The organism is Marinitoga sp. 1135 (genome assembly GCF_013363245.1).
GTDB lineage: Bacteria > Thermotogota > Thermotogae > Petrotogales > Petrotogaceae > Marinitoga > Marinitoga piezophila.
Genome location: NZ_LBEZ01000018.1, coordinates 83,582 through 102,447, shown reverse-complemented (window position 1 = coordinate 102,447; position 18,866 = coordinate 83,582). Strand labels below are relative to the sequence as shown.

General features: G+C 27.6%; 18 protein-coding genes and 1 other RNA gene. 8 read left to right on the top strand and 11 right to left on the bottom strand.

Annotated features, from left to right (window positions below; all coding sequences use genetic code 11):
- Nucleotides 1-49 precede the first annotated feature (49 nt).
- From XO10_RS08030 to XO10_RS10720, 3 genes are all read right to left on the bottom strand, one after another.
- On the bottom strand, nt 50-1,693 hold the full coding sequence (locus XO10_RS08030) for an ABC transporter ATP-binding protein (protein WP_175421378.1): 1,644 nt from the start codon (nt 1,691-1,693) through the stop codon (nt 50-52).
- Between the two features lie 4 nt (nt 1,694-1,697).
- Nucleotides 1,698-3,254, bottom strand: coding sequence for an ABC transporter ATP-binding protein (locus tag XO10_RS08025; RefSeq protein ID WP_175418467.1), 1,557 nt, complete (start codon nt 3,252-3,254; stop codon nt 1,698-1,700).
- 114 nt (nt 3,255-3,368) lie between these two features.
- Nucleotides 3,369-3,500 carry a hypothetical protein gene (locus tag XO10_RS10720; RefSeq protein WP_014297076.1) on the bottom strand — a complete coding sequence of 44 codons (132 nt, stop codon included), beginning with the start codon at nt 3,498-3,500 and terminating at the stop codon, nt 3,369-3,371.
- Between the two features lie 304 nt (nt 3,501-3,804).
- Here XO10_RS10720 and XO10_RS08020 point away from each other — a divergent pair, with 304 nt between their 5' ends.
- A complete protein-coding gene (locus XO10_RS08020) occupies nt 3,805-5,247 on the top strand; it encodes a hypothetical protein (protein ID WP_175421377.1) in 1,443 nt (480 codons plus the stop codon).
- A 42-nt stretch (nt 5,248-5,289) separates the two neighbouring features.
- On the opposite strand, the gene XO10_RS08015 is transcribed toward XO10_RS08020, so the two are convergent.
- The gene (locus XO10_RS08015) at nt 5,290-6,816 is read right to left on the bottom strand and encodes an AAA-like domain-containing protein (protein ID WP_175421376.1); all 1,527 of its coding nucleotides are present in this window, start codon (nt 6,814-6,816) and stop codon (nt 5,290-5,292) included.
- A 178-nt stretch (nt 6,817-6,994) separates the two neighbouring features.
- Between XO10_RS08015 and XO10_RS08010 the strand changes: the two genes are divergently transcribed.
- Both XO10_RS08010 and XO10_RS08005 read left to right on the top strand, forming a co-directional pair.
- Nucleotides 6,995-7,732, top strand: coding sequence for a hypothetical protein (locus XO10_RS08010; protein ID WP_014297073.1), 738 nt, complete (start codon nt 6,995-6,997; stop codon nt 7,730-7,732).
- A gap of 36 nt (nt 7,733-7,768) precedes the next feature.
- A complete protein-coding gene (locus tag XO10_RS08005; RefSeq protein ID WP_175418457.1) occupies nt 7,769-8,380 on the top strand; it encodes a hypothetical protein in 612 nt (203 codons plus the stop codon).
- A 41-nt stretch (nt 8,381-8,421) separates the two neighbouring features.
- Here the strand turns inward: XO10_RS08005 and ssrA are convergent.
- The 4 genes from ssrA to XO10_RS07985 all read right to left on the bottom strand — a co-directional run bounded on the left by ssrA (nt 8,422) and on the right by XO10_RS07985 (nt 11,087).
- Nucleotides 8,422-8,782: a transfer-messenger RNA gene (gene ssrA, locus XO10_RS08000) on the bottom strand.
- 31 nt (nt 8,783-8,813) lie between these two features.
- Nucleotides 8,814-9,851 (bottom strand): S-methyl-5-thioribose-1-phosphate isomerase, encoded by a 1,038-nt coding sequence (gene mtnA / locus XO10_RS07995; protein ID WP_014297071.1) that lies wholly within the window; start codon nt 9,849-9,851, stop codon nt 8,814-8,816.
- The gene (locus XO10_RS07990; RefSeq protein ID WP_075780672.1) at nt 9,848-10,669 is read right to left on the bottom strand and encodes an Mrp/NBP35 family ATP-binding protein; all 822 of its coding nucleotides are present in this window, start codon (nt 10,667-10,669) and stop codon (nt 9,848-9,850) included. The genes mtnA and XO10_RS07990 overlap by 4 nt, the downstream gene beginning before the upstream one ends.
- Before the next feature lies 1 nt (nt 10,670).
- On the bottom strand, nt 10,671-11,087 hold the full coding sequence (locus tag XO10_RS07985) for an OsmC family protein (RefSeq protein WP_014297069.1): 417 nt from the start codon (nt 11,085-11,087) through the stop codon (nt 10,671-10,673).
- A 187-nt stretch (nt 11,088-11,274) separates the two neighbouring features.
- Here XO10_RS07985 and XO10_RS07980 point away from each other — a divergent pair, with 187 nt between their 5' ends.
- The gene (locus XO10_RS07980) at nt 11,275-12,321 is read left to right on the top strand and encodes a hypothetical protein (RefSeq protein WP_075780671.1); all 1,047 of its coding nucleotides are present in this window, start codon (nt 11,275-11,277) and stop codon (nt 12,319-12,321) included.
- Here the strand turns inward: XO10_RS07980 and XO10_RS07975 are convergent.
- A complete protein-coding gene (locus tag XO10_RS07975; RefSeq protein ID WP_014297067.1) occupies nt 12,305-13,318 on the bottom strand; it encodes a polysaccharide pyruvyl transferase family protein in 1,014 nt (337 codons plus the stop codon). The two genes, XO10_RS07980 and XO10_RS07975, sit on opposite strands and share 17 nt — an antisense overlap.
- Nucleotides 13,319-13,380: 62 nt before the next feature.
- Between XO10_RS07975 and flgB the strand changes: the two genes are divergently transcribed.
- From flgB to XO10_RS10805, 4 genes are all read left to right on the top strand, one after another.
- The gene (gene flgB, locus XO10_RS07970) at nt 13,381-13,785 is read left to right on the top strand and encodes a flagellar basal body rod protein FlgB (RefSeq protein WP_014297066.1); all 405 of its coding nucleotides are present in this window, start codon (nt 13,381-13,383) and stop codon (nt 13,783-13,785) included.
- Between the two features lie 5 nt (nt 13,786-13,790).
- On the top strand, nt 13,791-14,216 hold the full coding sequence (gene flgC, locus XO10_RS07965) for a flagellar basal body rod protein FlgC (RefSeq protein WP_041639029.1): 426 nt from the start codon (nt 13,791-13,793) through the stop codon (nt 14,214-14,216).
- Nucleotides 14,217-14,232: 16 nt separating this feature from the next.
- Nucleotides 14,233-14,541 carry a flagellar hook-basal body complex protein FliE gene (gene fliE / locus XO10_RS07960; protein ID WP_014297064.1) on the top strand — a complete coding sequence of 103 codons (309 nt, stop codon included), beginning with the start codon at nt 14,233-14,235 and terminating at the stop codon, nt 14,539-14,541.
- A gap of 220 nt (nt 14,542-14,761) precedes the next feature.
- On the top strand, nt 14,762-15,040 hold the full coding sequence (locus XO10_RS10805; RefSeq protein ID WP_041639028.1) for a cupin domain-containing protein: 279 nt from the start codon (nt 14,762-14,764) through the stop codon (nt 15,038-15,040).
- Between the two features lie 32 nt (nt 15,041-15,072).
- On the opposite strand, the gene XO10_RS07950 is transcribed toward XO10_RS10805, so the two are convergent.
- Nucleotides 15,073-17,226 carry a Tex family protein gene (locus XO10_RS07950; RefSeq protein ID WP_175418456.1) on the bottom strand — a complete coding sequence of 718 codons (2,154 nt, stop codon included), beginning with the start codon at nt 17,224-17,226 and terminating at the stop codon, nt 15,073-15,075.
- An 81-nt stretch (nt 17,227-17,307) separates the two neighbouring features.
- Nucleotides 17,308-18,594 carry a trigger factor gene (gene tig, locus XO10_RS07945; protein ID WP_014297061.1) on the bottom strand — a complete coding sequence of 429 codons (1,287 nt, stop codon included), beginning with the start codon at nt 18,592-18,594 and terminating at the stop codon, nt 17,308-17,310.
- Nucleotides 18,595-18,866: the final 272 nt, after the last annotated feature.

The following is an 18,866-nucleotide window of genomic DNA, read 5'->3' as shown; positions in this document are numbered from 1 at the left end:
AATAAATCCCCGTGTAATTACACGGGGATTTATTTTATCAAATTTGATATCATTTTTCATTGCTATTTACTGTTAAATATTTTTCAATATCAATAATCTTTCCCAATTTAGTTATGTCATCATCATGTGTAGAAATTATAGCTATTTTGTTTTTGAAAAACTCGTTTAATCTATCCAATATTTTTTGTTTTGTTTTTTTATCAACTCCGGTTAAAGGTTCATCAAGCAATATTACTTCTTTTTCTTTAGCTATTAATGTTCTGGCAAGTAATATTCTTGATTTTTGCCCCCCGGATATATTTTTCCCATTTTCTTCTAATTCATAATCTAAATCAAAATCTTTTAAATCTAAAATTTGTAAAATCCTTTCCACTTCTTTTTTATCTATATCTCTTCCAAGAGATATATTTTCATATATACTTTCTTTAAATATATAATCATTTTGATTCATATATGCAGTTTTGTTTAATATACTTTCTTTTAATTCTTTGCCATTAATTCTTATTTTACCATCTAACAACGGAAGATTCCCCACTAATACCTCAAAAAATGTAGTTTTTCCACTACCGCTTTTTCCTTTTAATATAATCACTTCATTTGATTTTGCTTTAAACGTTAAACCTTCTATTATTTTTTTATCCTCATATCCATAACCCGCTTTATCAATTTCCAATGATTTTATACTCTCATTAAACTTTTCTATTTCATTTTTTTGTGAAATATCTGTAATTTTTTCTATTTCATTTTTGGTTGGAATGCTTATATATTCCTGTAAAATTTTTTTGGTTGACAATGCTTTTGAAATTTCACCTGTTATTAATGATAATTGCGATGCAATTATCAATATTGTTCCTGAATAACTCATTATCATCTGAAAGGTTCCAAAGGTTATTTCTCTCTTTATTAATTGATTAATTGATATTATTAAAATCAATACAAACGCTGTATTTCTAATAAATTCAGGAAACATATTTATATATTTATGATTAATTGAATATGCTTTTTTTGCTTTTTGAGTATAGCTTCCAAACCTATTATTCAATTTAACATCAAAAAAATGTTTTATCTTATTAAACAAATATAGATCAACCCTGGCTTTCAATAAATTTTCTGTATATGCTTTTATTTCCCTTTCTTCATTTCTTAATTTTTCAAAACCTTTTGAATTTATTTCCCAGGCTTTTCTGAAATACATAAATACTACTATTATATAGGCTATTAAAATTACTGTGTAAACCTTATTTATCTGGAACATTATATAACTTGATAATATTATATATATTATAGACAAAACACTTAAAACAATTCTTGGATTCATTATTGATAAAAATGTTTCTATATCAGTAAATATTATTGCCTGTATATATCCTATTCCATTTTTAGATATCTCCTCTCTTTTGTTTTCTATAATATTTTTTAATATTCTTTTTCTTAATTCCTTTTCAGATAAAAGTTGAGAATATACAGATAAAACCTTTGAAATTGATTCTGATAGTTCTGATAATATATAATATAAAAATAGCATAATTATCAAATTTAATTCAAAATTTTTATTTTGAATTACTCCATCCAGTATTTCTTTTATTTGCATTGGAACCTTCACCTGAAAAATCATACTTGATACTCCAAATATTACTGAAATAAAAAAGAGAAACAGATTTTTATATCCAACATTTTTTATAATTTTCCACATACTCTCACCCTAACTCCAATATTTTGTCAGCTTTAGTATCAAGGATATGATCATGAGTTATTACTATACACATTTTCTTCTCTTTTATTTTTTCCAATATCTCAATTATTAATTCTTTATTTTTATTGTCTATATTTACAAATGGTTCATCAAAAATTACTATTTGAGAATCGTCTATTATAGTTCGCCCAATTAATACACGTTTTAATTGTCCTCCTGAAATATTTTCTCCGTTAAAATCTATTGTATAATTTACATCTAAATCTTCTAAGCCCGTTTTTCGCATTGTTTCTTTTATTTTCTCTTCTTCATGATTTCTTCCAAAATCTATATTTTCTTTTATTGTTCCTCTAATATGATAACTATCCTGCATCAAAACCTTTATATTTCTTTTCAGATATTCCGGACTAACCTCTTTTATATTTTTCCCATTTATTAATATATTTCCGTATTCTGGCTCAAAAAATTTTAATAGAATTTTTATCAATGTACTTTTTCCTATTCCACTTTTTCCTCTTATTAAATATAATCCTGGCCCTGAAAATTTAAAATCTAAATTTTCAAATATTTTATTCTTCCCATTATATCCAAATTTTAATTTTTCAACTGCAATTTCAGGCTTTTCTATATAATCATTTCCTACTATTTCATAAGTATTTTCCGTAGAAATTTCCTCTATTTCTTTAACTTTTTCTCTACTTACTTTTATCTTTTTAAATTCGTTTAATAAGAAATATAATACTTCTGGTGGATCTGTTATATCTTCTTTAAACTGGAAAATCATAAAATATGTTCCAAGAGTTAAAATTCCAGTTTTTATGTCATTTACCAATAAATATACCATCATTACATTATATATTACTGTTGATATTGAATTTAAAAGATTTCCAAAAACATATTTTATATAATATTTCATTTGCTCTTTTATATTCTTAATTTCATGTTTTTCCTTTAACTTATAGAAGCTATCAAATATATTATATTGGTATATAACCTTATTTCCAGAAATAAAATCCAGATAATGATCCATAAGATTTTTATATGCATTATTTATTTCGTCATACTTTATTTTATGAATAATATATGAATTTATTCCCAATACTGCTAAATATATCAATGATATTAAAAAATATTTTAATCCGGCTATATACCAGATTATTCCAAAAGCTATAAATGTTTTTATTAATCTTGCATATAGCATTGCAAAGAATATCTGTGTTGGTTCAACTACATTATATGAATCATCAAATATTATATTTATTAATTTTCCATTTTCATGTTTTTTGTTTTTATCATATAATCCCTTTAATATTAAACTTTTTATTTTCTCAGTATAAAAATGTGGCCATATATGCCTATTCTTCACTCCAAAATATAACAATAACATCAACTCAATAAGCACCATTGCTGAATAAATATACGCTCCGTACAATGCCTTTTCAGGACTTTTTATTGACATATCTATTATCCACTTTAGTAATAAGGGAATTGCTATTCCATATCCTACTCTCAATAATATTTCTAATACAAATAATATATTATTTTTTGTTTTTAGTTTCATAACTCACACTCCTATTTCCAAAGTTATTGCTTCCTTCAGATAATCTTTTTCACTAAATTTTTGATATAATATCTACGTAGATATAAAAAGAGAAAAATAGAAATAGATTATTTATTATTCAGAAAATTCAATTTGGATTTGAGGGTTGATTGAATCTGTTTTATATTCATCATCATTATCTCCAGCAAAAACAATGTTTGCTGACATTAGTAGTAAAATAACAAATAAGGTTATTATTTTTTTCATTTTTTAAATCCTTCCCCCCTTTTATGTGTTTTATTTTTCAAGACACTAATATTTTACCAATTCTAACATGGTTTTCAAGTGTTTTTTCTAAAATAGAAATCCTCTTTTTATCAATGTTTTAGGATTTGCATTTGTTAATTTTATTATTAATCCATTTTCGTTATTTTATTGTAACAATCTAAAAAAATAATTTTATAGCGATTATAAGAATCTAATACATTTATTTTTTTTTTGAGAATTATTACGAATCAAATAGGGAGAACAGATGTAAAAAAAGAGTTACAAATTATTTGAGGTGTTTTTAATGAAAAAAGAAATTTCTCTAAAATCGATAATTGATATTATAAATTTTGGTTATTATTCTCATCCTTTAATTAACTTTTTGAGTTTAAACATATCAGATGTTTCTGTACAATATTATTTTTTATTGTTAAAATCAAAATGGAAAAAAGATTTGAAATCCGCAATATTTTATGCGAATAAAGTTATTGCAACAACAACAACAATATTAAAAGAATTAGCAAGATTTGAACTCATTTCTTTGTACTATAAAATAGGAAAATCTGATTTAGCGAAAAAAGAAGTTATTATATTAAGAAACAATTTTGAAAACCTTCCAGCTTATGCAAGATGTTTAATATTACCAGGATTGAATCTATTTAATAAATCATATAATATAACTAATGATTTTAAAATATATTCTGATAATTATGAAAAAAATAATGTAGATAAGGCTATTTTAAAATATTCTCATGCAAGAGAACATATTAAAAATGAAGAATATAATAAAGCATATGAATTATTCATAGAAGGTTATTTTCTTGCAGAAGACTTTCCACATCCAACTATGATGTGTAATGGTTTAAATGGTGCTGCATGGTGGATGAGAAATGAAGATAAAAAGAAGGCTTTAATTCCTGCAAATTTACTTGAATATTATATTGGCTATTATTTCGATGATTTAAATTATACCTATAACTGGTTTGATACGATTTTTGAGGTATATAAAATAAATAAGTCTTTAAATTTATTTGATATTTCATCCGTTGTTATGAATTATAAGAATAATGTATCTTTTGAGATTAAATCTGATTTTGAAGAGGTTTATAATAATAAAAGCTTTTTCAGAAATAGAAGTTTTAAAAAAATTATCTCTCATAATTTCAGAGATAACCTTTCCATCATAGAAAAAATTAAAAATCATAAAATCCCAATATTATTCTTCTCAGCATATACAACATTAATAGAAAAACCATTTTTTACAAAGAGTCATATTTTGAAATTGATTTTTGAAGGTAATAAAGATAAAATCATTAAATTCTTTTCTGCTAATTATGAGAAGATGTATTTTTTTAATGTTATGATGAGTGATTTTAATTTGAAGAAAGTTGAAAGAAGATTATTGAATTCTGAAGATGTTGAAGATTCGGAATATAATATTTCACCATTTTATTTAGCAAGAAAAAAACTCATCACTGAGCTTTTTAAGAAACCAAAGAACTTTAAGGAATTTGTTTTTAATTATTTTAAGCTCAGTGATGAGGAAATGAAAGTTTTTGATATGTTTTTAAGAAATTGTGTTCGATACGATATTAAATGGCCCATTACTCCTTATCCAAAAGGTAAGGTTCGTGATTTTGCTCTTAAATATGGTTTAGGCTATAAGCGTGTTGCTCTTGGTTATTACTCTTTTGAAGATGATGAAAGAGCTTTGATTGATGAGATTATTGAGAGGTTTTTAAAATAACCCTTCCAGAAATTCTGGAAGGATTATTTTTATTGAATTATCTTAATTCACTTTCGATGGACTTTCAAAGTTTGTTTTTATAAACCACACATTGATTTTTACTCCATCTATTTCTTCTATTTCATGTTTGAAATCTTCTATTGCTTCTGAATATATCACAAGCCAGCCTTCTTTTAAGCCACTTCTTTTTAAATATTCCACTAATTGCTTTTTCGATTTTTCATATTCATTTCCTGTTAGATTTGCTTTTATTTCTATTAGATATTCTCTATTATTTAGATTTATTAATAAATCTATCCTTCCTCCTCCTACCTGTGTTTCTGGATATACCTTTCCTTCTGCTGCTTCTACATATAAGCTTAAGAATTGGTCTAAGTTATATTGATATACTCCTTCATAATAATTCCTTCCTTTGAACATTGTCGCTCCTCTTAATTTGATATATTCTGTATATCTTTCGAGTAATTTATTTAAATCAAGACTTCCGTCTTTTTTTATGTATGGCTTTATTGTATCATTTATTGTTGCCATATAGTTTTTTTCTCCGTTTATTTCCGGCATAAATCTTGTATATAATGCTTTGTAGTATAATGGTACTCTTACACAGCATTTACCTCCACAATTATCTATTACTCCGTGTTGATATAGAAAATTTATTCTTTTATCGTATATTGAAAATTTTACTTTTCCAGGCTCAAATAGTATTTTCATTATTAATTCCTTTTCTTTTTCTGCTTTATGCAATATATTGGCTATATTTTTATCAATATAGACATACATATAATCTTCAAGTGTCTTTTCAAAATGCTCCACTGTTATAATCTTTTCACCAGGAGCTTTTTTAGTAACTAAATCGTATGCAAGACCATTGGTTAGTCCAGGTTGCCCTGCTGCGTTATGCCATATTAATTCTTTTACTTTTTCATCGAATATTTGCCCTGTTTCTTTTTCATGTTGGCTTAATAAATCATATACCTGTTCTTTTGTAAAGTATGGTACTTCCATATGTTCTGCTATGTTAAATGGACTTGCATTGTCTTCCAATACTCCGCTTAAATAACTTACACTGATTAATATTACACTTCTGAGTTTATATCCATGTCTTGAATGATATATTTCTCTTATTACGTGTAGAAATTCATTCATTAATGTTTCGTTTAACCTTTCAAATTCATCTATCATTAAAATTACATCTTTTCCAAACTTTTTATTTATGTCCATTATATACTCATCTAATTCACTTATAGCTGATATTTTTTTTGGTTCAAAATCTATATCCATATTAAACTTAAAAAAATTCTTAACCTTTTTATTGAAGTTTTTTATAAACATCTCTTCTGTTTTTATTCTTCCAAAACTTTCAAATGATATAAATATTGGCAAATATTTCTCTTTTACTTTTTCTACAATATCCATCAACAATGTGGTTTTTCCACTCTGTCTTGGTGCAGATACTGTAAAATATCTCCAGTTTTCTATATGATCAAGCGCTTCTGCCATTATATCCGGTCTTTCAACATAATAACATGTTTTCTTATCAACTGGTCCTGACGTACAAAATGTTCTCATCGTTCCACCTCCGCTTCAATTATACCATATCAAAACAAAATGAGGCTTTCGGCTTATTTTGTTTGTATATAAATCTTTTTATATAATATGTTATGCTATAATTTACTTGAAGTTTATTCGACGAATATTTTTTATAAAAATTCTAAAATTAAATATTCTTCAGGAAGGGGAGAATAAAATGAAAAAAAAGTTTATTATCATTTTTATGATTTTAATATCTATCAACATTGTGGCTTTTTTTTCTAAAGTTCCATCTCCTTTTAGAGTTTCTTCATATAAAAAAAATACATATGTATTTATTCTCCTGGATAAATTTTCCTGGGAAAGCAATGATGATTATTATTTTCGATTTGGATTTTCAATTGAAGATTTTAATCTTCCAAATGAAAATGGCATCTATATAAAAAAAGACTTTCAAAATATATTTGAGTTACCTATTGACCTTTTAATAACACTGGGAGGTTATTTTGATTTTTCTGCTGATTTTGGTAATTTTATTGTAAGTTTAATGAGTTATAATGCATATACTTTTTTTCATCGCCATAATTCAAAATATATAAATATTAATATTGGAACAGAGCTTGAAAATACTATTTTTTCTCTTGGACTGGAAATAAGAAAAATTTATGATGTTAATTATAATACTTTAGAAATAATGAAAGAATATGAACCTATTTATACAGGTTATGGTACTTTTTCCTTTAAACTTAATTATGAAAATTATATTACTGTAGAATTTTCAAAACCTTTTTTTTATGAAGAAGATATACCGCTTTTTGATTTACATCCTATGATTTTTATTCATTTTAATAAAAAACTCTTTATAAATAATGAAAACAATGTTGAGATTTTAACAGGAGTTAAATGGATGGAAAATTCTTTCAAAGTTAGAACTGGTTTTTTAATTAATTTATAGGTGCTTTATACATAATATTAAAGCGAGTGTGATCCAATGAAAAGAATTATCTTATTTGTAATTATAATAAAATTGTTTTATATTATTTCATTTGGAATATTTATAGATTTTCACGAGCCATTTATTGAAGAATCTTCTTTTCGTTTGGCATATGGATTATCAACTCAATCAGCGCTTATAAAACTTTATTATGAATTTGATAAAAAAATAGAAGGCGGAATAATTCTTTCTAATAATGATAGCGATACTTATCAAATAACTTATTTTTTATATGGTAGCAAATATACTCTTTTTAATATTCCGCTTAATATTGCAATTGGTTATGAAGATTTTGTGGAGAACGATAATATTATGAATATGTTTTCTATTATAATTGGAAGAAAAGAAGATTTTTATTCATTATACGGAGGATTAAAAATAAGTCATTTTGATTTATTATATTCATATTCTGTATATTCTGTCAAACTCGTTGAAGATTTATTTTTAAATATTGGAATATCATTTGAAAATAAATTTGAAACTTTTAATTGTTTTGTTGGTTTTTCTATTTCTGAAGAAAACAAAAGTACACAAAAATTTCAGGCATTTTTTTCTACAAATAAAATAGATAAATTCCAATATGAATCAGATATTAATTTATTCAAATAAAAAAATCGTGCGGTTTTCCGCACGATTTTTTTATTTGATTTTGGTGGAGGCGGCGGGAGTCGAACCCGCGTCCGAAAGTAGAGTAAGCCGGACGTCTCCGAGCGCAGCCTGTGTTTTGCTTTCGCCTGGCGTTCGCCCACAGGCAGGCTAACGCCAGACTATCTCCCTGAATTGTCCCCGAAATCCCGGGAGAATGGATTTCAGGTAAGGGCCAATTTTATGACGCCCTTGCTAACCGCTCGGCCCCAACGGTTAGAAGGACGGCTGCGTTATATTATATTAAGCAGCTAATGCGTAATTTTCTTCGGCAATTCTCTTTTTGACCGATTGTTTTACGTGGTTACAGTCTTCCACGGCTCGCTTTCCGACTTACTCTACCCCCGTCGAAACCGTTTCGCCCCCGATACAACGCAATATTATATCATAAATTGTTTTATTTTTCAAAGAGTTTTTTCAAATTTTCATTATATGGTGGTCTTACAACGCCTTTTTCTGTAATAATCGCTGTAATTAATTCGTTTGGTGTAACATCAAAAGCAGGATTATAAACTTTTATTTCTTCAGGAACCATTTTTGATTTATGACAATACCTAACTTCATCGTGTGATCTTTCTTCAATTGGAATTTCATTTCCTGTTGGTGTATCAAGGTCTATTGTAGATAATGGTGCTGCCACATAAAATGGGATTCCATGCTCTTTTGCAAGCACTGCAACTGAATATGTTCCTATTTTGTTTGCAGTATCTCCATTTGCAGCAATTCTATCTGCACCAACAATTACAGCATTTATTTTTCCCTGTTTCATTACCCAACCGGCCATATTATCGGAAATTAATGTTACATCAAATCCGTCTTTATATAACTCCCATACTGTAAGTCTTGCCCCCTGTAGATATGGTCTTGTTTCATCAGCATATACCTTTATATCTTTTCCCATATCCCTTGCGCCTCTGATTACTCCAAGTGCCGTTCCATAATCTACTGTAGCAAGGGAGCCTGTATTACAATGGGTTAAAACGGTATCTCCATCATTTAATAACTCGCCACCAAATCTCCCCATTGTTTTATTGGCTTCTATATCTTCAAATGCAATATCAAGAGCTTCTTTTTCAATTAATTCAACAATATTTTCTTCATTTTTTATTTCATTTAGTCTTTTTTCCATTCTTTCAAGAGCCCAGAAAAGGTTTACCGCTGTAGGTCGTGTGTTGGCAAGTGTTTTTTTAACCTCTTTCATTTTTTCTTCAAATTCTGGCTTACCTATAAATTCTTTTACGCCAAGAACATATCCAAAGGCTGCAGAGGCTCCTATTGCAGGAGCACCTCTAACAACCATATCTTTAATTGATTTTGCAACTTCTTCATATGTTTTACAGGTTACATATTTTTCTTCTAATGGTAAATATCTTTGATCTATTAATATGAATTCTTCACCAGTCCATTCCATGGACATAGTTTTTAACTTGCTCATTTTTCTTCATCCTTTTCCACTTCAGCAATTACCTTTTTAGCTAATTGAACATATGGAGCTACATGTTCTGGTTTTCCAAAGTATGCTGCAGGCTTTCCGTTATCCATATTTGTTCTTATTTCTTCACTAATTGGTATTTCTGCTAAAATTGGAAGATTATATTTTTCTGCCAGACTTTTTGCACCGTTTTTACCAAATATGTAGTGCTTTGTATGGCAATTTGGACATTCAAAGTATGCCATATTTTCAACAAGTCCCAATACTTTTTTGTTCATTACTGTAAAGAAATTAATTGCTCTTTCAACATCATCTTTTGATACTTCAGAAGGTGTTGTTACTATAATTGCACCATCAAATCTTTTTAACATCTGCATTACTGTTAATGGTTCATCACCTGTTCCGGGAGGTGCATCAATAACGAGATAATCTAAGTCTTCCCATTCAATATCGTTAAAGAATTGTTTTATAGTTCCTGTTTTTATCGGACCTCTCCATACTATTGGTTTTCCTGATTCCGGTACAAATTGAGAAACTGATATAACTTTTATTCCATTTACTTCTGGCGGTAAAATCTTTTCTCCAACCTGGTATGGATGATCTTTTTCTGTTCCACCAAGCATTCTCATTACGTTTGGACCATGCATGTCAATATCCATTAATCCAACCTTTCTTCCTTCGAGAGAAAGGGCTACAGCTAAATTTACAGCTATTGTAGATTTTCCAACTCCACCTTTACCACTCATTACCATTATTATGTGTTTGATATTTTTTAAATCATCCTGATTTGGTAAATTAAATTGAATTTTTTTATCTGCCATATTATTCCTCCTCAACAATTATCTCATATGTAACTTCTGCCACACCTTTTACAGTTGCAGAAGCAGAGCAATATTTTTCCTGAGATAATTTTACTGCTCTTTCTAATTTTTCCATTGGAAGATCTTTTCCTTTAAAATAATATTTGATATTTATTTTTGTAAATGCTTTTGGATGATCTTCTTTTCTTTCTGTTTCTAATTTTACTCTTAAATCTTTATAATTTACTTTCATTTTCTTTAAAATCAATGCTACATCTATTCCTGTACATCCACCAATTCCTGCTAAGAATAATTCAAGAGCTCTTGGCCCTGTATTTGCTCCTCCAACTTCAGGCGAGGCATCTATTATTACATCGTGTCCAGAAGGTGTCTTAGCTACAAATTGCATTCCACCCATATGTTTTAATTCTAATTCCATATTTAATACCTCCTGTTTTAAATATGATTTTTTCTGTCATATATATTTATATTATACATATATTGTGATTAATTTTAAATAACATAAAAATTAAGAGTTAAAAAAACTATAAAATATTATTTTGTTGGTAAATATAAAATTTTGATGTATAATTATAAGATGAACGTTATTATCCAGGAGGTTGAAGATGAAAAGATATTTATATATTTTTATAATAATTTTATTGGCAAGTATAAACATATTTGGTTCGCCTGATACATTTCAGGTTGTTGATAAGATCCCCGTTGGCGAAAGAACCTTTCATATAGACATTTATGGGAATTATGCTACAATTTGTAATTATAGTGGAACAGCTAAAGTAGTAGATTATGTAAATGGTGACACTGTATTGTATGTGGACAACGGAATACTTTCAATTCCAATGGCGGGATATTATATTAATAATTATCTATATGTTATAGACAACGGCGACCCTTCAATAAAGGTTATTAATAAATGGGGAAGTTTGAGCAGGAAATTAAAGCTTTACGCGAGACCTATTAATATGAAATATTCAAATGATAAATTTTATATTACTACAATTAATCCTTATGGTTTATATATAATAGACAAGCAAAAGCTTAAAATCGATAATTTTTATAAATTCCCTGTACGTGCTCCTTTTATTTCAATTATAGATGATGACATTATGGTTCCTATGTATGAAAACGAAAAGGATGACATTTTAAAAACTTATAAATTGCTTTTCGATCTTTCAAAAGAAGATTTTATAATAAACTTAAAACGTATTTTGTTCCCTATTGATATTGTAAAATACAATGATTATTATTATTTAGGTGAATATTTTGAAGGTGGAATTTTTGAATTTTCTGATAATTATCAAAAAAAGATCGCACAATTTGGAAAAAATCTTACGAATATAGGAATTTTCAATGATATGATTGTAGGTAATTCCCATTACGGCGGATTGTATTTTTATTCTTTTAAAGATAAAAAGATTAGACATATCCTAAAGGATATTCCTATTGTAGATTTTGCTTATAATAAATCAAATGACTTTTTATTTGCTATTTCTCATATTACAGGAGAATTTTTTGTAATTGATAAAAACCTCAAGGTGTATGAAAAACTAAAGATTGGAGATTATCTTATAGATATAGAGGTCCCAACAGATAATATAATACTGGTATTGGATACGGAAAATAAAACTCTTAATATTATAAGAAGGTTTTAATTAAATCCAGATGTTCGTGATGAGATGCGTTTAGCATTAATAAAAATTTACTTTGGAAAATCTCAAAATCAAAATCATTTAGCATTGCTATAGGATATAATATATCTTCCTCATTTGAAAAGAAGAGATTATATTTATAGTCTATAGATTTAAATACCCTGAAATTTTTCTTGTTTTTATATAAAATCACGGGAGTTCCCAGATATAATGATAATATCCCACCATGTAATCTATCAGAAATTACAAATTCGGATTTTAACATTTCATCTATTATTTTACTTTCATCTGTTATTGGAAAATTCATATTTATTTCTTTTTCAAATTGTTCAAAAAACTCATATGCATGTATGGAATCCTGAGATTTATTAAATACTATAGGGGTAAGTCTTTCAACTTTTAAATCTTTTAGTATTTTCACTATTTTAGACCAGTTTCTTTTGTTTTTTATTACTATAGAAACATGACCTTTTTGCGGATCACGCTTAAAGATTGTATTTTTATACTTCAAAACACCTATATCCACGCCATATGCAAAGTTTCTAGAATATCTTTTTGCATATCTATAACTGGTTTTATCTCTTAAAATACCATAGAGATTTTTATATTTTAGAATTTTAGGTAATCTTCTTAATGCTGATTTGTGTTTAAAATGACCAAATCCCTGTGAAAAAAATACTATATTTTTTTTATAATGTTTTGCTATGTTTATTATAAATTCATAATACCAGAAACTTCTAAGAGAAGTCTCTGTTTGAAGAAGATTCCCTCCTCCAAATATAATTAAATTACTTTGATTTATTGTTTTTATTATACCTGGAATATCAAACTTTTCCACATTTGTAATTTTAAAATTTTCTTTTTCTAACGGTTTATCAGAAATAACATATATTTCTCCTATAAAACCTGATTCTTGAAGAAGATATAATGTTGATTCAAATAACATTTCATCTCCAAGATTCCCATGACCGTAATAACCTATAAGAAAAATTTTTTTCATATTTTTCTCTCCTTAGGGATTTTTTATGTATATATAGAATTATAATTCAGGAGGCGATTAAAATGTTTGTAAAAGACCTTGCATTAAATATTATACCAAAATCTCTCGATGCAGTTTCTGTTAGGCAGAGAGTTTATTCTCATAATATAGCTAATTATAACACACCCGGTTATAAAAGAAAAGACGTCTCCTTTGAAGAAGAGTTAAGAAAAGCTCTTGGAGATAGTAATGAAATAAAACTTAAAACTACAAATCAAAAACACTTAAAAAATATTCCAGATTTAAATGAAGTGAGTTATAATATAATCGAGGACAAATCAAGAAGCAATAGAGAAGATGGAAACAATGTTGATATTGACGTTGAAATGGTAAAAATGATGGAAAATACTTTACAATACAACGCTTTAACAAGGTTAATAAATTATAGATTTAATGATTACAAGACAGTTATAGGAGGCATTAGATAATGAATATAAACGCATTTAAAATAATGGATATTGCAGCAAGCGGGATGACTGCAGAAAGATTTAGATCAGAAGTTATATCAAATAATCTTGCTAATGCCAACACCACAAGAACAGAAAATGGTGGACCATATCGAAGAAAGATTGTAACCTTTAAAGAGGTTTTAAATAAAGAAAAAGCAACAAAGGATGAGCAATTATCTGGCGTAAAAGTCGGGAAATTGGCTGAGGATAAAAGCCCTTTTAGACTTGTTTACGATCCCGGACATCCTGACGCTGACGAAAACGGATATGTAAAGTATCCAAATGTTAATGTTTTACGTGAAATGGTCGATTTAATTACAGCACAGAGAGCTTATGAAGCAAATGTGGCTGTGGTGAATTCGGCAAAATCAATGTTTAATTCTGCATTATCTATTGGTCGTGGAGCATAGTTAGGAGGTGCAATAAATGATTGAAAAGGTACCAGGTATTTCAGGAATAAATGGAATTAATAATATAGCACGGACGCAAAAAAAGGATCAAACAAAACAGGGAAATCTCAATTTTGCAGATATCCTTAAAAACGCTATTGAAGATGTTAACAAAACGCAAAAGGTGGCTCAACAAATGAGTGCTGATTATGCAGCTGGTAAAATTGATAACATTCACAATGTTATTATTTCTGCCGAAAAGGCTTCTTTATCTTTAAAACTCACAACCGAAGTTACTAACAAGATAGTTCAGGCTTACAAAGAAATTATGAGAATGCAGATTTAATAAGTGAGGTTATTCGATGGAAAGATTGGAAAAAATTATTTCAATGGTTGATACTTTTTTTGAAGAGAATCCAGATGCATCATTTGATGATCTGGAGGATTTTCTTGTCAAAAATTTTGACAAAGAATCCATAGAAGAATATTTTCAACTACTTGGTGAAACAATGGTTAATCTTGAAAAAAAATTAAAGGATCCGGTGGTGAAAATGATGGATAATGAAATGGAAGTAAAAATAATTAAAAATCCTGATGAAGACTTATTAAAAAAACTGGATGTAGAAAAATGGCCAATTTGGACAAAGGAAGCTTCAAAATTTGATTGGTATTATGATGATTCTGAAGTTTGCTATATCCTCGAAGGTAAGGTAAAAGTATATACTGAAAACGGCGAGTATTTAATTGAAAAAGGTGACCTTGTACGATTTAAAAAGGGATTATCCTGCACCTGGGAGATTTTAGAAGATATTAAAAAACATTATAATTTCGGAATAAATATATAAGGCTCGAAAAATTCGAGCCTTATTTTATTATTTTAGCCACGTAATTTTAAATTTATTCTTTTTAATTCTTTATCCATATCAAGTATTTCTACATTTACTATTTGGTTTATGCTCACAACTTCTGAAGGATGTTTTATGTATTTTTCAGACATATTTGATTTGTGTATTAAACCATTTTCTTTTATTCCCAAATCTACAAATGCTCCAAAATCTGTTATATTTGTAACTCTTCCCTGTAAAATCATTCCAACCTTTAAATCATCAAAGGTTAAAACATCTTCATACAATAATGGTTGAGGTAATTCATCTCTTAAATCCCTGCCTGGTTTTTGTAATTCTGTTATTATGTCTTTGAGCGTATATTCCCCTATTTCAAGTTGTTCGGCTAATTTTTTTAATTCATTTTCACCATAATATTTTTTTAACTTTTCTCTTAATGTTTCTAATTTTTCTGAATTTAATATATCTTCTGGTTTAAAACCTAAATATTCTAATAATTGTATTGTTTTTTCATAACTTTCAGGATGAATACCTGTAACTTCAAGCGGATTATTCCCATCAAAAATTCTTAAAAACCCTGCTGCCTGTTCAAAAGCTTTAGGACCAAATCCTTTTACTTTTAATAATTCCTTTCTTTCTTTGAAAAATCCATTTTCTTCCCTGTATTTTACAATATTTTCCGCAAGTTTTGGTGTAATACCTGAAATATATTGTAATAATGCTGCTGAAGCTGTATTTAAATTTACCCCAACAAGATTCACAACATGTTCCACTGTATTTTCTAACTTTTCTTTTAGCAACTTTTGATTCATATCGTGCTGATATTGACCTACGCCCAATGATTTTGGATCTATTTTTACAAATTCTGCAAGAGGATCCTGAATACGTCTTCCTATACTTATGGCTCCCCTAACTGTGACATCTAAATCTGGAAATTCCTTAGCTGCTAATTTTGATGCTGAATATACAGAAGCTCCGGATTCATCTGCAAATATATATTTAAGACCAAGATTATGTTTTTTTACAACATCTACTATAAAACTCTGTGTTTCTCTTGAGGCTGTTCCGTTTCCAATTACTATAAGGTTTAGATTATATTTTTTTATAAAATCCAATACTATCTTTTCTGATTTTTCAAATTCATTTTGCGGCGGAACGGGATATATTGTTGCATTTTCCAGAAATTTGCCAGATTCATCAAGAGCTACTACTTTACATCCTGTTCTATATCCAGGGTCTATAGCAAGAACTCTTTTGTTTTTCAACGGTGGGGTTAATAATAGTTCCTTTAAATTCTTGGAAAACAATTCTATTGAAGATTCTTCAGCTCTTTGTGTAAGTAAATTTCTTACTTCATTTGAAATAGACGGAAAGAGCATATTTTTAAAACCATAGTCAAGTCCTTCTTTTATTATTTTATTGTTTTCCTCGTATTTTGTAAGATAGAATTTGTAGAGTTTTTCTATATATTTTTCTTCCAATGAGAGTTTTACGCTTAAAACACCTTCTTTTTCCCCACGATTTATAGATAAAACCCTATAATTTGGTATTTTTCTTATTTCTTGAGAAAATTCATGATACATATCGTATTTTGTCTTTTCTTCTATGAACTTTTTCTTTTTATTTGATTCAATTCTTCCATATTTTAATAAGTCATCTCTTAAAATTTTTCTTATTTTTTCATTATGAGCAAAATATTGACCTATAATATATTTTACTCCTTCAAAAACTTCTTCAACGCTTTTTACTTTATCATTTATGTATTTTTGAGCTTCCTGCTCAATATTTTCAATTTCCTCGGAAAGTAATTTCTTTGCAAATGGTTCTAAACCATTTTCTATTGCAATATCAGCCTTTGTTTTCTTTCTCTTTTTATATGGCAAATATAGATCTTCTACTTCACTGAGTTTTTTAGCCTGTAATATTTTATTTTTTAATTCTTCTGTTAATTTTCCCTGCTCTTCTATTGATTTTAAAACACTTTCTTTTCTTTTTTCAAGATCTGTATAGTATTGGAATAATTCAGAAATTTTTCTTATGATTTCTTCATTTAAATTTCCTGTTGCTTCTTTTCTATAACGACTTATAAACGGTATTGTGTTTCCATCATTTAAAAGATTTACCGTATTTTTTACCTGCCAATCCTTTATTTTTAATTCTTCGGAAATATTTTTCAATATATCCATTCTATCACTCCCTTAAATTAATACCATGTAATTAAAACAGGGGATTTCTCCCCTGTTTTATTTAATTATACAATTATAAAATTAATTTTCTTCTGTATTTTCTTCTTTTTCTTTTTGCTTTTCTTCGAAGTTTTCAACTTCAACTATTTCTACTTTTTCCTTTAAGAAATCTGCAACCTTTTTGCTTAAGATATCCCACATAAGATTTCCTAAAATTTCTGCATTTGAATAAACAATTTCTCTTGCCTTGTCATGAGGAATTCTCCACATATGAGCAAATGAATGTATAGCTTCGCTTAATTCTTTTTCTTCAACCTTTAAATTATTATCTTCTGAAATTTTGTTAATTACTGTCATTTCCTTAATTGATCTTATAGCCTGTTCTTTTAATTCATCAAGATATTTTTCTTCTCCACCGTATTTTTCCACTTCTTCATCGTATTTTCCGCTATTTTTAACTCTTTCAAGAGTTTTTTCAACAAAATCTTCTATTGTTTCCTCTGATACATCTATATCAACATACTTGTGTAATTCTGCTAATATGTAATTTCTTACATAATCTTCCTTCCATACTTTAAATGATTCTGCTCCTTCTTTTGAGAGCTTTTCTTTTAATTCAAGAACTGAATTTACTTCGCTGTCTAATGTTTTTGCTATTTCATCTGTTAATTCAGGTACTATTCTTTTATAAACTCCTTCAACATTGATTTTATACACGTATTTTTTGTCTTCAAATTCTCTGTTTATTTCAACGTAATCTCCCTTTTTCTTTCCAACAAGATCCTGAACCATAGGTCTTTTATCTTCTTCGTATAATACATATTCGCTTTCTTTATCTTTATATAATTCTTTTCCGTCTTCTGTAACTACTGTATATTTTACTTTTACAAGATCATTGATCTCTGCTGGCTCTTCTTTTTCTTCAAGAATAGGATTTTCTTCTAATAAATCCTTTATTCTTTCTTCTACAAATTTTTCTACAACTTCTTTTTCTGTTGGGACCTCTACTTTCATTTCCTCAAATTTCATTGATGTAATTTCAGGATGCTCGTGAACTAATACTTCAACTTCTGCAAAATCATTATCAAGAGCAAATGATTCAATATATGGACCAAATAAAATCTTATCATCTCTAAATTCTTCTTCAACCTGATCTAATAATATTTCTCTAACCATTTCAACAAAATCTTCACCAAATTTGATTTTCATAACTTTCTTAGGCACTTTACCTTTTCTGAAACCATGAAATGTATATCTCTGGTTTAATTCTCTAACAATCTGGTCTTCTGCTTTTGTAATATCGCTTTTGTCAAATTTTACAAGATATCTTTTTACGTTTTTGTCTGTAGATAATACTTCTTTCTGCATTTTCAACACTCCTTTTCTTATTTTGATTTATATATACTGATTATATTATACTTGCAAAATACTTTAATACTGTTAAAATTAAGTCAAATTAGGATTTCAGATAAGTAATAAATTTAATAAGAAGAAATATATTTTCTTTTGATTTTTTATAGAAAAAAAGGTATAATATGTATATAAAAAATTATTTCTGGTAGGGGGAAAAATTCATGGGGTAAATAATAAAAGTATTCGGGATATTTTATTTAAACAAAATCTGTTTATTATTATATCTA